Here is a 15,460-nt window from a genome sequence, read left to right on the forward strand (position 1 = left end):
TTGTCCTCAGCTGCCGGAACGGGCACCCGATCAGGTCTGTGTCACCCGCCCGGCCGACTCGCGAAGGAGCAGCATGCCGACACGGCTCACCGCCGCCGTCTTCGGCGTCTGGATGCTGCTGCTCGGCGTGGCCTTCACCTTCGTGGACGCCGCGCGCGGCCCGGTCCGGCTGCTCGCGGGCGCCTCCACGGTAGCCGTGATCCTGCTCGCTGTCCGGGCGTTGAACCCGGAACGCCGCTCGCCCTGGTACCTGCTGGCCGCCGGGACCGGGCTCGCCGCGCTCGGCGCCACGATGTTCACCGGCGGCGCGGGGCTGCTGCGGACGGCCGGCATGGTGCTGCTGCTCGGCATCTATCCGCTGCTCGCGGCCGTCCTGCTGATGTTCGTGCGCTACCGCACCGGCGGGCGCCCCGACCGCGGCGGCCTCCTCGACGCGCTCACCCTGACCTCGGGCGTGGCCCTGCTGACCTGGGCGTTCGTCATCGGCCCGCACGTACGCGAACCCGGCCTGCACACCGTCGACCGGATCCTCGCCGTCCTCTTCCCGATCGGCGACCTGCTCTGCCTCGCCGCGCTCACCCGGCTCCTGCTCGCCACCGGCCGCCGTCTCCCGTCCGCGGCCCTGCTGACCCTGGGCACGCTCGCCCTCCTCGGCTCCGACATCGTCAACGCCACCTCGTTCGGCGACCACGCCGCGCTGGTCGCGTCGTTCGGCCGGATCCCGTTCTTCGCCGCCGCCGGGCTGGCCGCGCTGCACCCGTCCATGACCGAGCTGACCCGGGCCGGCGTCACCAGCACCGGCGAGCTCGGCCGCATCCGGCTGATCCCGCTCGCGGTCGCCTCGCTGATCGCGCCGGTCGTGCTGGTCGTCCAGGTGTCCGCCGACGGCACGGTCCCCGACCTGATGGTCAACGCCGCGCTCAGCGCCGTCACGTTCCTGCTGGTGCTGGCCCGGATGGCGGGCGTCATGGCCAGCCACCGGCAGGCGATCGCCCGCGAGCGGGGACTGCGCGAGGCCTCCGCGGCGCTCGTGTCGGCCGCCGACGCCGACGAGGTCGGGGAGGCGGTGCGCCGGGCGCTGGGCCAGCTGCTGCCCGCGGACACGCCGCACCAGGTCGTGCTCGCGATGTCGTACGCCGCCCCGGGCGCCCCGATCGCGCCGGAGACCGCCAACCAGATGGCCCTCGACCGGGCGACCGGGACGGCGGCCCGGCTGGTGTCCGTACGCGAACTGGACTGGGCCGTAGCCACCCGCATGTCCCAGTTCCCCGCGGTGCTGCGCTGCCCGCTCGTGCTCTCCGACCGGCCCGCCGGCGACCCTCTCGTCGGCGTCCTGCACGTCGGCGGCCCCGAATGGGCGCTCGCCGGGCTCCAGAGCGCCGTCGAGGTGCTCGCCACCCAGGTCGCCCTCGCCCTCGAGCGCATCGCGCTGAGCGAGGAGGTCATCCGGCGCAACAGCGAGGCCTACTTCCGCACCCTGGTCCTGAACACGTCCGACGTGATCCTCATCGTCGACGACCACAACCGCATCCGGTACGCGAGCCCGTCCGCCGGCCACGTGCTCGGCGGCGACCCCGTGGGCGTGCTGCTGCCCGAGCTGGTGCACCCCGGCGACCGCCGGCGCCTCGACGGGGTGCTCGGGGCGGTGCGGGCCGGGGACATGGTGGCCGAGGGCGTGGACTTCCGGGCGGTGGGCCGGCGGCGTACGGAGGTCATGCTCGAACTCCACGGCCGTGACCTGCGCGCCGACCCGACCGTCGCCGGGCTGGTCATCACCCTGCGCGACGTGACCGAGCGGGCCCGCCTGGAGCGCGAGCTGACCCACCAGGCGTTCCACGACTCGCTGACCGGGCTGGCCAACCGGGTGCTCTTCACCGACCGGCTCACCCACGCCCTGGCCCGTGGCGCCCGCGACGGCTCGGTGGTCGGCGTGCTCTTCCTCGACCTCGACGACTTCAAGATCGTCAACGACACCCAGGGCCACGCGGTCGGCGACCTGCTGCTCAAGGCCGTCGCCGAGCGCCTCGCCGGCGCCCTGCGGGCCGACGACACGGCCGCCCGCCTCGGCGGTGACGAGTTCGCGGCCCTGGTCGAGAACGTCCAGGACCCCGGCGCCGTCGAGGAGACCGCCGCCCGCATCCTGGCCGCGCTGGCCGAGCCGATTCCCGTCGCCGGCGGCGCGACCCTCTTCGCCAACGCCAGCATCGGCATCACGACCACGCCCGAGGCCGACAACGCCGACGAGCTGCTGCGCCAGGCCGACCTCGCCCTCTACGTCGCCAAGGGCGCCGGCAAGAACCAGTGGCGCCGCTACCGCGCCGACCTGCACACCGCCATGGTCGAGCGGCTGGAGCTGCGCTCGGCGCTGGAGCACTCGGTCAACGAGGGCCACTTCATCCTGCAGTACCAGCCCATCGTCAAGCTCAGCAACGACGAGGTCGTCGGCTTCGAGGCCCTCGTGCGCTGGGCCCACCCGGTCCGCGGCATCATCTCGCCCGACCAGTTCATCGAGGTCGCCGAGGAGAGCGGGCTCATCGTCCCGATGGGCCGCTGGGTCCTCGACCAGGCCCTGCACACCGTCGCCCAGTGGTGGCGCATCCTGCCCCGGGTACGCCGCCCCTACGTGAGCGTCAACGTCTCGGTGCGCCAGTTCCGCCAGCCGGGCTTCGTCGACCAGGTGCGGCAGTCCCTCGAGTACGTCGGCATGCCCCCGCACGCCCTCATGCTGGAGATCACCGAAACCCTCCTCATGGGCGACGACGAGCAGATCTGGACCGACCTCGCGACCCTCCGCGACCTCGGCGTCCGCATCGCCATCGACGACTTCGGCACGGGCTACTCGTCGCTCGGCTACCTCCGCCAGCGCCCGATAGACGTCCTCAAGATCGACAAGATGTTCATCGACGACATGGTCTCCGACAAGCAGCAGCTCGCCCTGGTCAGCGGCATCGTCTCCCTGGCCCAGTCCCTGGGCCTCACGGTGGTGGCCGAGGGCATCGAACACTCCCGCCACCGCGGCATCCTGAGCCGCCTGGGCTGCCCGCTGGGCCAGGGCTACTACTACTCCCCGCCGCTGGGCGAGACCGAGGCGCTGTCCTGGCTCCGCAACCCCCGCGTGAGCGGCGACCACACCGAAGCGGCCGCCTGACCGGCAGTCGCCGTCAGCACTCCAACCCGACACTCGCGACGGTGCCGAGGTTCCGGCGGCGCCAGCAGGAGCGCCTGCGCAACCTGGCGGCCGAGCTGCACGACTCCGTCGGCACCTACGCCGCGACGTACCCAGGCGCTTATCAAAGCAGGTGCTGCTGGCGGGCACTCGCATCTACGCGGTCGTCATCTCTCCGCGCCCTGGACATCGACAGGCTGAGCTCGTGCGGGATCCGGATCGACTGGCCGGACGCATCCATGGTGCCCGCTGGTGGCAGGGCATCGATGCTGCGAATGCCCGACGCGAACTCGACGAGGTGGTGGCCGACCTGGAAAAGCCGGCTGTCGAACAGAGGTGACGGTGCCCTCGAAGACGTGCCTCGAGCCGACGGCAGTCACATATTCCCGCTCACCACCGGAGGCTGTTCGGTGCGGGCATGCCGATGGCCCTGACCGCGCTCCCGGTCAGGGCCATCGGGGAGGGTGGGCGGACACCCGAGTCGGTCCGCGTCACCCGGTGGCGGAGCTGGTGCCTCGGGCCGAGCCGGTCCCGCGCCTCCTTTCGTCAGCCGTTTCCGCGCTCGTCCCGCCTGCCGCGGGTGCCGTCCTCAGGGGGATGGACGGCGTCCGGGTCACCGATGGGGGGTCCCGGTGGGGCGCGCCGGGTGAGGCGCGGCCCCCGCGGGTTCGGCTGGCCGGGTGCGACAGGGCTCCGGGTCAGTTGTTGCCGCCCCCGTTGTTGTCGCCGCCGTTGTCGCCGCCGCCGTTGTTGTCCCCGGCGTTGTCGCCACCGTTGTTGTCGCCACCGTTGTCGCCGTTGTCCCCGCCGTTGTCGCCGGCGCCGCCGCCGACCTCGATGCGGACCGCGTCGAACGCGGGCGTCTCGTTGGCGCGCTCGGCCATCGGGATGCGGTGCGAGCCGTCACCGGCCCACGAGGCGCACTGGAAGAGACCCTCCTGCGGCAGGCCCGGGACCTGGATGCTCACGGTGTCGGGAGCCGCGCCACCCTGGCTGTCCTCGGTCGCCACGAAGAACGCGGGGACCGGCGACGGGTCGGGGGCCTCGTTGGTGTTCGGGAGGATGCGGCAGGCGGTGTGGAAGTGACCGCGGGTGAGACCGTCCTGCAGGACCGCCGACTCGACGTAGTAGCCACCCTGGCCGGCCGCGAGGAAGCGGTCGCGGATCAGGTTGCGGGTGCTGACCCGCAGCGTGAAGGGCTCGTTGACGCCGACGTTGGTCGGGGCCTCGGTGATGAGCAGCGACGGGTTGTTCGCGGCGACGCCGACCTCACCGAACTCGGTGGAGACGCAGCGGTTGCCGATCTGGAAGCCGTCGTGCGGGTCGAGCTGGCTGGTCTCGCAGGTGTTGGTCAGGATGCCCAGGCCGGCTCCGGGAGGCGGGGTCGTGGCGCCGCCACCGTTGTTGCCGCCGTTGTTCCCGCCGTTGTTCCCGCCGTTGTTACCGGTGTTGCCGCCGTTGTTCCCCCCGTTGTTGCCACCGGTCTCGCCGGCCGCGGTGCTGTTGGAGGGAGCCGGGCTGGCGCCGCCGTTGTTGCCGCCGTTGCCGCCGTTGTTGCCCTTGCCGCCGCCGTTGTTGTTCATCCACTGGCGGCAGCGGGTGCGCAGCTGCTCGGTGGTCGGAACGTCACCGGCACCGTCGTCGGCGTGCTGGGTGACCCGCCCCTTGTTGGTGGTGTAGGTGCCCGACTTCGTCTCCGTCGACAACTTGCTGCGCTTGGGCGCCTGGATGTTGTCGCACACAGCGGAAGCGCGCTTGATGTTGTTCCGCTTCGTGCTCGCATCCGACACCTGCGTGACGGTGACGATGCCACCGAAAGCGACCAGGGTGGCCGCCGCGGCGATGATCCGGCGCCGACCGGTGAACCACTTCGAATACTTGGATTCTCTCCGGTACTGCGACCTTCGCATTGCTGACACCTTTCTGTGTCCACACATGGCGGGCCGTTCCCGACCGCCGGGGGTGATGCCTGGATCTGGCTGGGCCGAGCGGGCTAGCGCGCTCGGAAGATGCGCATGGTGGTGATCACGCCGGCCACGAGAGCTCCGGCGAGGACGAGCAGGATGACCGAGGTGCTCACGCCGGGTACGCCGCCGGAGCTGGCCGCCGAGGCGAGCATCGCGCTGTCGACCGGCACGGGGCCGGAGCCCGCCGCGGGGGCGGGAGCGGTGGGCAGCGCGCCGTAGTCGACGATGCCGCTGCTCTCCAGGAGCGTCATGTGCGTCGCGACGAACTGGTTCGTCTGCTGGGCCAGCTTGCGCACCGAGTCGTTGCGGGTGCTGGCCCGGATCGTCGCGATGGCCGGGAAGATCTTGCCGTGGGCCGCCCGGAGCCGGTCGATGAAGATCTGGTCGAACTGCTGGCTGGTCTTCGCCGCCGCCATCTCGTTGAGCCAGCCCTGCTGGTCGTTGTTCGGCAGGTTGGGCAGCTGCACTCCGAGCTGCTTGGCCACCGCGACGTCCAGCTTGTCGAGGATGACGTGCTGCCGGGCGATCTCCTTGCCGACCTTCCGGACGGTGGGGTCCTCCGACTTCTCCTGCGTCATGTTGCCCGCCGGGACCTCCCACAGGCCGGCGAGCCGGACCTTGATGACGAAGTCCCGGTCGGCGGCCGACACCGTGCCCTTGCCGTCGCTGGAGAGGCCGGTCTCCGGCGGCACCGGCACCCCGTCCGCGGCCTTGGCCGTGCCGGCCGGGGCCAGCAGGAAGGCCAGGGTCGTCGCCAGGACGCCCACGAGCCAGCGCTGAGACCGGCGGGACGAGCGGACGGGAGTCATCTTTCACACCTCCGACAACGGTGGGGGAAACGATTCCGGCGGGCTTGCGTCGAACGCCGGAAACGCTAGGAGCCGTGCTGCGGCGCCGCAATGGAAAAGGGCCGCGGGGAAAACGAATTAAGGCGAACTTATGGCTTAGTAGCTGTAGTCCGAACCGGAGTCCCCGGCGTCGGCCGAGTCGTCCTCGGCGTCGTCCGCGGGCGGGGCAACGGCCTTCGAGGGCGCGGGCAGGCAGGTGAGGTTCTTCTTGCCTTCCGGGGTGATCACGAACCAGGTCGAGGCCACGTTCTGGCCCTTCCACTGGCCGGGCTTCTTGTCCCCGATGTAGGTGTAGAGCGGCCAGTTGTCGAGCGTCAGCTGCAGCGTGCCGTCCTTGCGCTCGACGGTCCCGACCGCGTCCGCGTCGACCCCCTCCAGCTTGGGCGTCTCGCCCTTGTTGATGACGGCCGGCGGCCAGACCTTCTCGCAGTCGTCGTAGCAGTTGGAGACGGCCTCGGGCTTGGCCTTGTCCTTGTCGAAGCGGTAGAGGACGAAGCCCTCCTGGTTCTGGACGGTCTCGCCCATCCGCGCGACCTTCTTGGCCGTCAGCTCGGTGGTCACCTCGTCGTCGCTGAGCTCGGGCGCGTCGCTGTCCGCCTCGGCGCCCTCGTCCGTCTCGGCCCCCGGCGTCGCGCCCGGGGTGGCGCCGGGAGTCGCGCCCGGCGTGGCGTCGACCGCGTTGGCGGCCGGCTGTGCACCGTAATCGGCGGCGTCACTGCCACCACCGCTGTCGCCGCTGTAGCCCGTCGGAGCGCAACCGGGCAGCGCGAACGCCGCCGCGATCGCGGCGCTGACGACGATCACCTTTCGCTTCACCGGTACCACGAGAGCCCTCCACCTTGATCAGTCACATCCGTGTCCGCGCTGTAGTACGCAGAGGGACGCCGGGGAGGTTGAAAAACAGCCCGATCAATTTCCCGGATTTTTCTTTGAACCCTGGGGCGCCGTGGTCCGTAAAGAAGAGGCCCTGTCACGCTTTCCGTGGCGCCGAGTAATCGGCCGACTGCCATTCGTGAACACGAAAAAGCCCGGCCGGGGGCCGGGCTTTCCGAAACTTCTTTCCCTGAAAGTCAGGACACCTTGACCAAGGTCTCCGTACCCTTGTCGGTGACCTCCTGGACCGAGACCAGAGCGATCTCGTCCCGGCGCAGCGACGTGGCGGCCTGCAGCAGCAGCGGCTGCTCCTGCTCGGCGGTGCCCCAGCCCTTCTCCCCCACCTTCCAGGTGGACAGGGTCTCGGTCTCGCCGTTGGTGCGCGTGGCGACCAGCTTGCAGACCTTGGGGCCCTTGATGTTGGAGACCGCGAAGGAGATCTGGGTGCCCCAGTCCTTCTCCTCGAAGCCGACCAGCGCGGCGACGCCGGTGCGGCTGTCGGTGGCGTCGTGCACGTCGCCGCCGAGGTCCAGGCCGCCGAGGCCGACGTCCGGATTGGGCAGCGGGTCGAGCTCCTTGCTGCCCGCGTCGACCGGCGCGGTGCTGGCGGCGGCCTCCGGGACGGTCTTCGTCGGCGCGAGCCAGTTGGCCCCGGCGAAGAGGGCGCCGATGGAGAGCATCGCGAAGACGACCACCGCGGCGGCCAGGGAGTAGAGCCGCCGGCTGTTGGCCCGGCGCCGCTCCTGGCGTACCTCGCCGATCATCTGCTTGAGCACCACCCCGTCCTTGCGGGACTGCTCGGTCGCGACCAGCGCGTCGGCGTCGACCTCGGAGAGGATGTCGACCACCGGCAGCAGCGACTCGAGCTCGATCGCGCACGCCGGGCAGTCGATGAGATGGTCCTCGAACCGCGCGGCGTCACGCTCGTCCAGCACCCCCAGCGCATACGACGCGACGTCGAAATGCTGATCCTGCGTCATCACTCAGTCACCCCCCGCTGCTGCAGGGCCGTCCGCAGGGCCCGCAGGGCGTAGTACACACGCGACTTGGCCGTGCCGAGCGGCAGACCAAGCACCTCCGCGGCCTCCGGAACGGTCCGGCCACGGAAGTAAGTCTCCACCAGGATCTCCCGATGCGACTGACTGAGCGCCTTGAGGGCGTCGGTGACGGTCATCATCTGGAGCACCCGGTCGGTGTCGTCCGACTGGCTGGGGAAGCTCTCCAGCTCGCGGTCGTACGTCTCCGGCGGGCGGGCGCTGGTGCTGCGGTGGTCGTCGATCGCGATGCGCCGGGCCACGGTGACCAGCCAGGGCCGCAGCGACTGCTGCCCCTGGGCACCGAGCCGGTGCGCGTTGCGCCACGCCCGCAGCAGCGTCTCCTGCACGATGTCCTCGGCGCGCTGCCGGTCACCACCGGTCAGGCGGAGGACGAACATCAGCAGCGGCCCCGCGTGCTCCTCATAGAGCATGCGCACGAGGGTGTCCTCGTGGCTCGCGGTCGACGACCCGGCCTCATGGCGGGCCTGTCGGGGCATCACTGCGTCACCATTGTCCGCACTACGGCCTCCGTCGAGAGCCTGCCACCGGCCTCCGGATCGCTGCGGCGTCATGCCGCCCACCCCCTCTGGCGTGAGCCGCTCCATGACTGTCGCATGCATCGATTCCTCCTGCCGGTGCTTTCCCCGTCGCCCCTAGTACGGGCGGCGGGCCCGGCCGGGATCAAAGCGAGCGGGAAAAATTCCGGTGCCATCGACCGTCCGCGCAGTCGCAAGAGGTTCCTCCGGTTCCAGGCGCGTTGGGGCACGCCCCGCAAGCTCGCGAAAGGCGGCCGGCGGGAGGCGCGCGAAAGGGCGCTTCCACCCCGGGGTCCGGCGGAATTCACGGGGCCATGAATCCACAACAGCCGATGCTGACCGCGGGGCTTGCGAATAATACTCAGCGACAAGGCGCCGCCGACAGACGCTCGGTGCGCATCCCACACGCTCGGCGGATACTGAATCAGCGGTGCGTCACGAGGCAGCCACGGGGGGTGGCAAAATGCCGTTTCCGCACTCGCATTGAGTAATACGCCGATAGCGGTGAGCAGGTCCAGCGCTTGCCGCCAGAAGGTACCAATCCGCCCGAATCATCGGAGGCGGGCGGTGGCCAGGGTCAGCGCGCGGTGCAGCACCCGGGCGTCGCCCAGCAGGCCGCGCAGCCGCCGCTCCAGGCCGGCGATCGGCACCAGATTCTGCGGCGCGCGCGGATCCTTGTACGCCGACGACGCGAACCGCGGCAGCGTCGCCCCCGACAGCCCGGCCAGCTCGATCGCCTGCTCGGGCGTGAGGTCAGGCGAGCACTCGACGCGCACGATGCCCGACCACGGCGCCCCCGAGGCCCCGGGCAGCCGGAGGTACCACGACCAGCTGCCCCAGGTCGTCCCGATGTGGAAGACCGGCGTCCGCTGCCCGGGTCGCAGCGAGGTGACGACCGGGGTCAGTGACGCGGGCAGATACTGCTTCTGCTGCGTCTTCACGTACCCGATGGTGCGGGGCAGCTGCCGCCGGTTGCGCAGCGGGCCGTCCACGACGAGCAGATCGGCGCCGTCCGAGCCGTGCGCCCGCGCGTCGCCGGAGATCTCGATCTCGAACGCCGTCAGCGGGGGCTGGACCGCCGCGGGCAGCTTGCTCGCCTCGCCCGTCCCGCTGACCCGGTGCACCTCGTAGCGCACGGATCCCGCCTGCAGATCGGCCGCCGACGGGCTCGCGGTGAAAAGCCCGCGCGCGATCCGGGCGCCCACCAGCTCGGCGACGCCGTTGCGCAGGTCGCAGCGCACGACCCCGGCCGCGTACGAAGCAGCCAGCCCCGCATAGGACTGGCCGTCCTCCTCCGCGGTCCACAACCCCGCGTCGTTGCGGCGCACCCCGTCGACCAGGAACACCACGTCGGGCGCCCGGAGCCCGGCCGGCACGTCGATCGGCGCCCACTGCGCGGCGGGCACCTCGACGTCCGTGTTCGTGTCCGTCTGCGCGGTGCTGGGCGACGCCGGACCCTCGCCGGCGTCCCCGCCCTCGAACGACGCCCCGTACGACGGGTCCCACGCGTCCACGAACATCCGCGTCACCGGCCGGCCCCCTCAGCCTCGGAATCGATCACAAGCCCACCCGGCCGGCGCACGGCGAGCGGGCCTCCGCGTGCACCTGTCACAAGCCCACCCGGTCCACGTACGCCGTCCGCGCGTCCTTGTGCACCTCGAAGCGCACCGGCACCCGCTCGGCCAGCGCGTTGACGTGCGTGACCACGCCCACCATCCGGTCGCCCCGGGCGGCCAGGCTCTCCAGGGTGGCCGCCACGACGTCGAGCGTGGTCGCGTCCAGCGTGCCGAAGCCCTCGTCGAGGACGATCGACTCGAGGCTGGCCGCGGTGGTCGACATGCCCGCGAGCTGCTCCGACAGGGCCAGCGCGAGCGACAGCGAGGCCTGGAAGGTCTCCCCGCCGGACAGGGTGCGCACGCCGCGGCGCAGGCCCGCGTCGTGATGGTCGACCACGTAGAACTCGCCCTTGTCGTGCTCGAGGTCGTACTGCCCGCCGGTCAGCTCGCGCAGGATCCGCGACGCGCCGTCGACCAGCAGGTCCAGCGCCTCCTCGAGCAGCCAGCGCTCGAAGTTGTTCGCCCGCAGGTGCCCGGCGAGCGACTTGGCGACCCGGCTCTGCCGGACCAGCCCGGCCCGCTGCTCCGCATAGGCCAGGGCCTGCTCCCGCCGGTCCGACACCCGCTGCCACGCCGCCTCGGCCCGCTCCGCCGCGACCGCGGCCGCCCGGATCAGACCGGCGTCGTCCGCCCCGGACGGGGCCGGCAGCCCCGCGTCGGTGAAGAGGGCGACGATCTCCGCCCGCACCCGCTGGGTCTCGGCGTGCGCGGTCTCGACGGCGGCGGCGGCCTCGGCCCGGGCCTGCTCGCGCTGCCGCGCGGACTCCTGGGCCCAGTCGACGAGCGTGCTCCAGGCGCCGGCAAGGTCGTCGCGGTCGGCGGGCGGCGGGGCGAAGCGGGCCACCCCGTCGCGCACCACGTCGAACGCCCGCCACGCCGAACGCTGCCGCTCCTCGGCCTGCGCGGCGGCGGTCTGGGCCCGGCGCTGGGCCTCGCGCGCCGCCCGCACCTCCGCCCCGGCGTCGTCGAGCTTGCGCTGCAGCTTGGTCAGCTCGGCGAGCCGGGCCCGCAGGGCCTCCTGGCCGGGCGAGCCGGCCAGGCCCGCCTTGACCTCGGCCAGCCGGGACTTGTGATGCTCGTACTGCGCGCGCTTGCGGTCCAGCCCGCGCTCCAGCTCGCGGGCCACGGCGTCCCGCTGCTTGAAGGCCGTCCCCGCCACGTCGGCCGCGGCCCGGGCGGCCTTGCCCTGCTGCTCGGCCGCCTGCACGGCCGACCCGGCGGGCATCGCGGGCACGGTCGCCACGGTCTGCTCGCACACGGGACACTCGTGCCCCGCGGTGAGGTGGGCGCGCAGGGCGGCGGCCCGGTCCCGCGTCTGCGCCTCGGCGTATTCCAGGCGGGCCTGCTCGAGCAGCTGATCGGCGCCCAGGTGCGCGGCGCGGGCCAGCTCGGCCGCGGCCACGGCGTCCTTGTGCTCGACCTCGGCCACGGACACCTCACCGGCGAACCACTCGGCCTGGCCGACGAGCCGGTCGTACTCCACGTGCCGGTCGAGCAGCAGCCCGAGCGAGCCGGCGTCGCCCGCGGCGGCGAGCTCCCCGCGTACCTTCTCCTCGTGCTCCTCCGCCGCGCGCACGCCGGCAGCCGCCTGCTCGGCCTCGGTCCGCGCGGCGGTCGCGGCCTCGGCCACCTTGGTGCTGCCGGCCGGCGTGCGGACCTGGGACAGCGCGGCGAGCTCGGCCGCCACCGCGTCGCGCACCGCGGCCAGCTCGCCCTCCCGGTCGCGGACGGCCTTGAGCCGGGGCACCGACTCCTCGACGGCCGCGGTGAGCTCACGCATCGCCGTCAGCCGGGCCTCCGCCGCGGCGACCGCCTCGTCGTCGGCGTCGGTGAGCCCGGCGAGCGCCTGGTCGACGACGGTCAGCTTCGCCTCGGCGTCGGTCGCCCGGGCGCTCGCGCGGCTCTGCACCTCCTCGTAGACGTGCAGGCCGAGCAGGTTGACGAGGATCTGCTGCCGGGTGGCCGGCTTGGCGTGCAGGAAGTCGGCGAACTGGCCCTGCGGGAGGATGACGCAGCTGGTGAACTGCTCGTAGGGCAGCCCGACCGCCTCGGCCACCGCCCGGTCCATCTCCGCCGGGGTGCCCGCGAGCACGTCCCCGAGGTCGTCGAGGCTCATCCCCGTGTCGAGCCGGGTCACGTCGAAGCCGGGCGGCATCAGCTGCAGGGCCGCGCCCGCCGTCTTGACGCTGCCCTTGCCGTCGCGGCGCACGACGCGCGTGGCGACATAGCGCGAGCCCGCCGACTCGAAGACGAGCCGCACCCGAGCCTCGGTGGCCGAGGGCGCGAGCGCGTTGCTGATGCCGCGGGCACCGCCCCACCGGGGCACCGTGCCGTAGAGGGCGAAGCAGATGCCGTCCAGCACCGTCGACTTGCCCGAGCCGGTCGGGCCGACCAGGGCGAAGTAGTCGGCGTCGGTGAAGTCCACGGTGGTCTCGTCGCGGAACACCGTGAAGCCGGCCATGTCGAGCCGCAGCGGTCTCATGAGTGGCTGCTCACCTCGTCGTAGAGCTCGTCGAAGAGTTCGCGCACGCCTTCCTCGGCGTTCTCGCGGCTGTCCAGGTAGTCGCCGAAGAGTTCGCGGGGCGAGCGGCCGGCCCGCTGGGCCATCCGGGCGCCGGCCCGGTCGGGCACCATGTCCGGGTCGATCCGGATCTCCAGCGCGTCGGGCAGCAGCTCCTGCACGTCCTCCCGCAGCCCCACCCGCGGCGCCTCCCGGACATAGACACGGAGCCAGGCGTCCGGAAGGTTCACCGTCGCGAGCTGGTCCAGGCTGCCCCGGACCGTACGCAGAGCCCGCCCGGCCGTGACAGGCACATCGCGCACCTGGGCGGCCTTCGTCGTGCCGACGTCCACGATCGCGACCGAGCTGACGTTTTCCTCCTCGCCGAAGTCGACGGCCAGCGGGCTGCCGCTGTAGCGCACCGGGCACGGGCCGATGACCCGCTGCGACCGGTGCAGGTGGCCGAGCGCGACGTAGTGGGCGTTGGCGGGGAAGACCGTCGCCGGCACCGCGTAGCCCATGACCGTGTGCGCCTCCCGCTCGCCGCCGCCGGTGGACGCGCCCACCACGGTCAGGTGGGCGGAGAGCAGGTTGACCGTGCCGGGCTCGTCGAAGCTCTCCGCGATCCGGGCGATCAGGCGCTGGATGTGGTCGGCGTAGGTCTGCACGGTCTCCGCCGCCGTCAGCTCGTACATCTCGACGGCTCGGATCGCGTAGCGCTGCGACAGGAAGGGCAGGGCGGCGAGCTGCCACTGCTCCCCCTCGGCCGTCTTGCCCCGGATCAGCAGGTCCTCCGGCTTGTCGCGCACCGAGCCGCGCAGCTCGATCCCGGCGGCGTCGGCCCACGGGCGCAGGGCGTCGAGCGCGGCGCCGTTGTCGTGGTTGCCCCCGATGGCGACGACCCGGGCGCCCGTCTGCCGCAGCGCCGACAGGGCCCGGGTGACGATCTGCGTCGAGGCGGGCGACGGCGCGGCCGTGTCGTAGAGGTCGCCGGCCACGATCACCAGGTCGGGCCGCTCGGCCCGGGCGATCTCGACGATCTGGGCGAGGACGCGGATGTGCTCGTCGCGCCGGTCGCGTCCCTTGAGGACCTTTCCGACATGCCAGTCGGAGGTGTGCAGGATGCGCATCGCGGAACCTTAGAACGGAATGTCGTCGTCCGGCGAGCCGCTGCGGCCCCCCACGACCGCGAACGGATCGGCGCCCTGGACGATCGAGCGCATCGTGCCCGCGGGCGGCGGGCCGGACTCCGACTTGCGGGTCGCCCAGGCGGGGAAGGGGAACTCCACGCAGAGCGGCACCGGGATGTCGGGCTGGTTGACGAACATCGTGCCCGGGCGGGCCAGCAGCGCGCGCTGGCGCATGGCGGGCGGCAGGAAGCCGTACTCCGGGCGGGAGGCCTCGGCGGGGTCGAGCCGGCCGACCACCCGGATCGCCGAGTTGGTGACGATGCGGCGCTCGACCTCGCTGGCGGTCTGCTGCGCGCCGATGAGGATCACGCCCAGAGAGCGGCCGCGCTCGGCGATGTCGAGCAGCACCTCCTTGATCGGCGACGAGCCCTCGCGCGGGGCGTACTTGTTGAGCTCGTCGAGCACCACGAAGAGCAGCGGGCGGCCGGTGCCCGACTTCTCCTTGTCCTCGAACTCGGTCTTGAGCGTCACACCGACCACGAACCGCTGCGCGCGGTCGGGCAGGTTGTGCAGGTCGACCACGGTCACCTGGGCGCTCTCGGCCGTCTTGATCTGGTGCGGGCGGCGGGCGGCCAGGTCGCCGCGGATCAGCCGGGAGAGGTCACGCTTGCTGCCGATCAGGCGGCGGGCGAACGCGTTGACCGTGCCCATGTTGACCGCGCTGCCGGCCCACGTGGAGCGGGTCTCGTCGTCGGTCAGCTGATCGACGATGTGGTCGACCATGTCCCCGTACGATCCCAGCCGTCGCCCGTCGATGCTGATGCCGCCCTCGGCCGGGACCGCGTGCCGGGCCAGGTGCGCGGTGACCGAGTGCACCACCATCGTGTATTGCTGCCGCTCGTCGTCGGCGTCGGCGAACACATAGGGCAGCAGCCGCTTCTCGCAGAACTCCTCGAGCGTCCAGTAGAAACTGTCGACGCCGGTGAGCCGGCTGTTGACGTCGGGCGCGCCGGAGGAGTCGCCGGCCCGGGGCGGGGCATAGACGCGCACGTCGGGGAAGGCGCCGGCCGGCAGTCCGAGCAGCTTGTAACCGGCGACCGTGCTGTCGTCGAGCTTGGTGTTCTCGTGGTCGAGGAAGAGCAGGTCCTCGCCCTTGACGTTGAAGATCAGCGCGCGGGCGTTGGTGCCGTCGGCGCCCAGGGCCCCGGACCGGAAGACCGAATAGAGCAGGAAGGTCGCGAAGCTGGTCTTGGTCGCCACGCCGGAGATGCCGGAGATGGAGACGTGCGCCCCGCGGGTGCCGTCGAGGAAGTCGGCGTTGAGGAAGACCGGGACGCCGTCGCGCCCGGTGCCCATCGGCACACGCCGCTCCATGCGGTCGAAGTGCAGCGCGGCGTCGCGGGCCTCGCCGGAAGCGCGCTGCACCACGGCCCCGGGCGCGGGCGGGACGTAGAGCTCGGGGTCGACGCGCGTGGTGGTGATCTCGGCGGCCTCCTGCACGAGCGCGGGCAGGGTGCCGTCGGCGATCGCGAACACGTCCGAGTCGAACTGGGCGCCCTCGTGCCGCGCGCGGACCTGGGTGACCACGCCCGCGATCGTCACCGGCTCGCGGTCCGGCAGGTCACGGGTGGTCACCACGACGTCGTCGAGCTGCAGGTAGCTCCCCGGCGTCACCGCCGTCCAGAACTGCAACGGGGTGGCGTCGGCGGTGCCCAGCACCCGACCGACCGGCTCACTGGCTTCCTCCATCGACCCCTCCTCGAACACGCGGATCATGGTGCACCACG

11 protein-coding genes are annotated in these 15,460 nt (G+C 72.2%); 2 read left to right on the plus strand and 9 right to left on the minus strand.

Translation table 11 applies throughout. The annotated features are described in order from the left end of the window. Positions 1-73 precede the first annotated feature (73 nt). Complete coding sequence (locus tag RAN62_RS01775) at positions 74-3,148, plus strand: putative bifunctional diguanylate cyclase/phosphodiesterase (RefSeq protein ID WP_305782637.1); 3,075 nt, start codon at positions 74-76, stop codon at positions 3,146-3,148. A 223-nt stretch (positions 3,149-3,371) separates the two neighbouring features. Next, positions 3,372-3,506, plus strand: a complete 135-nt coding sequence (locus tag RAN62_RS01780) for a hypothetical protein (RefSeq protein ID WP_305782638.1) — start codon at positions 3,372-3,374, stop codon at positions 3,504-3,506. A gap of 358 nt (positions 3,507-3,864) precedes the next feature. Here the strand turns inward: RAN62_RS01780 and RAN62_RS01785 are convergent, their stop codons facing one another. The 9 genes from RAN62_RS01785 to RAN62_RS01825 all read right to left on the minus strand — a co-directional run bounded on the left by RAN62_RS01785 (position 3,865) and on the right by RAN62_RS01825 (position 15,449). Next, positions 3,865-5,076 carry a Pecanex-like protein 1 gene (locus RAN62_RS01785; protein ID WP_305782639.1) on the minus strand — a complete coding sequence of 404 codons (1,212 nt, stop codon included), beginning with the start codon at positions 5,074-5,076 and terminating at the stop codon, positions 3,865-3,867. Positions 5,077-5,159: 83 nt separating this feature from the next. Continuing rightward, on the minus strand, positions 5,160-5,942 hold the full coding sequence (locus RAN62_RS01790; protein WP_305782640.1) for a DUF4142 domain-containing protein: 783 nt from the start codon (positions 5,940-5,942) through the stop codon (positions 5,160-5,162). A gap of 135 nt (positions 5,943-6,077) precedes the next feature. Beyond that, entirely contained in the window at positions 6,078-6,797 is a 720-nt protein-coding gene (locus RAN62_RS01795; RefSeq protein WP_369077132.1) for a COG4315 family predicted lipoprotein, read from the minus strand. 254 nt (positions 6,798-7,051) lie between these two features. Then, positions 7,052-7,834 carry an anti-sigma factor family protein gene (locus RAN62_RS01800; protein WP_305782642.1) on the minus strand — a complete coding sequence of 261 codons (783 nt, stop codon included), beginning with the start codon at positions 7,832-7,834 and terminating at the stop codon, positions 7,052-7,054. Continuing rightward, entirely contained in the window at positions 7,834-8,511 is a 678-nt protein-coding gene (locus RAN62_RS01805) for a sigma-70 family RNA polymerase sigma factor (RefSeq protein ID WP_305782643.1), read from the minus strand. The genes RAN62_RS01800 and RAN62_RS01805 overlap by 1 nt, the downstream gene beginning before the upstream one ends. Positions 8,512-8,978: 467 nt before the next feature. Beyond that, positions 8,979-9,956 (minus strand): hypothetical protein, encoded by a 978-nt coding sequence (locus RAN62_RS01810; protein WP_305782644.1) that lies wholly within the window; start codon positions 9,954-9,956, stop codon positions 8,979-8,981. Positions 9,957-10,035: 79 nt separating this feature from the next. Further along, positions 10,036-12,525 carry an AAA family ATPase gene (locus RAN62_RS01815; protein WP_305782645.1) on the minus strand — a complete coding sequence of 830 codons (2,490 nt, stop codon included), beginning with the start codon at positions 12,523-12,525 and terminating at the stop codon, positions 10,036-10,038. Then, positions 12,522-13,673 carry an exonuclease SbcCD subunit D gene (locus tag RAN62_RS01820; protein WP_305782646.1) on the minus strand — a complete coding sequence of 384 codons (1,152 nt, stop codon included), beginning with the start codon at positions 13,671-13,673 and terminating at the stop codon, positions 12,522-12,524. Before RAN62_RS01820 ends, RAN62_RS01815 begins: the two co-directional genes overlap by 4 nt. A gap of 9 nt (positions 13,674-13,682) precedes the next feature. After that, the gene (locus tag RAN62_RS01825) at positions 13,683-15,449 is read right to left on the minus strand and encodes an ATP-binding protein (RefSeq protein WP_305782647.1); all 1,767 of its coding nucleotides are present in this window, start codon (positions 15,447-15,449) and stop codon (positions 13,683-13,685) included. Positions 15,450-15,460: the final 11 nt, after the last annotated feature.

It is taken from the genome of Symbioplanes lichenis, assembly GCF_030709675.1.
Taxonomy (GTDB): Bacteria; Actinomycetota; Actinomycetes; order Mycobacteriales; family Micromonosporaceae; genus Actinoplanes; species Actinoplanes lichenis.

Coding starts and splice junctions, on each gene's coding strand:
- RAN62_RS01815 (WP_305782645.1), bottom strand. CDS start 12,525: ATGAGACCGCTGCGGCTCGACATGGCCGGCTTCACGGTGTTCCGCGAC.
- RAN62_RS01805 (WP_305782643.1), bottom strand. CDS start 8,511: ATGCATGCGACAGTCATGGAGCGGCTCACGCCAGAGGGGGTGGGCGGC.
- RAN62_RS01800 (WP_305782642.1), bottom strand. CDS start 7,834: ATGACGCAGGATCAGCATTTCGACGTCGCGTCGTATGCGCTGGGGGTG.
- RAN62_RS01775 (WP_305782637.1), top strand. CDS start 74: ATGCCGACACGGCTCACCGCCGCCGTCTTCGGCGTCTGGATGCTGCTG.
- RAN62_RS01790 (WP_305782640.1), bottom strand. CDS start 5,942: ATGACTCCCGTCCGCTCGTCCCGCCGGTCTCAGCGCTGGCTCGTGGGC.
- RAN62_RS01785 (WP_305782639.1), bottom strand. CDS start 5,076: ATGCGAAGGTCGCAGTACCGGAGAGAATCCAAGTATTCGAAGTGGTTC.
- RAN62_RS01825 (WP_305782647.1), bottom strand. CDS start 15,449: ATGATCCGCGTGTTCGAGGAGGGGTCGATGGAGGAAGCCAGTGAGCCG.
- RAN62_RS01820 (WP_305782646.1), bottom strand. CDS start 13,673: ATGCGCATCCTGCACACCTCCGACTGGCATGTCGGAAAGGTCCTCAAG.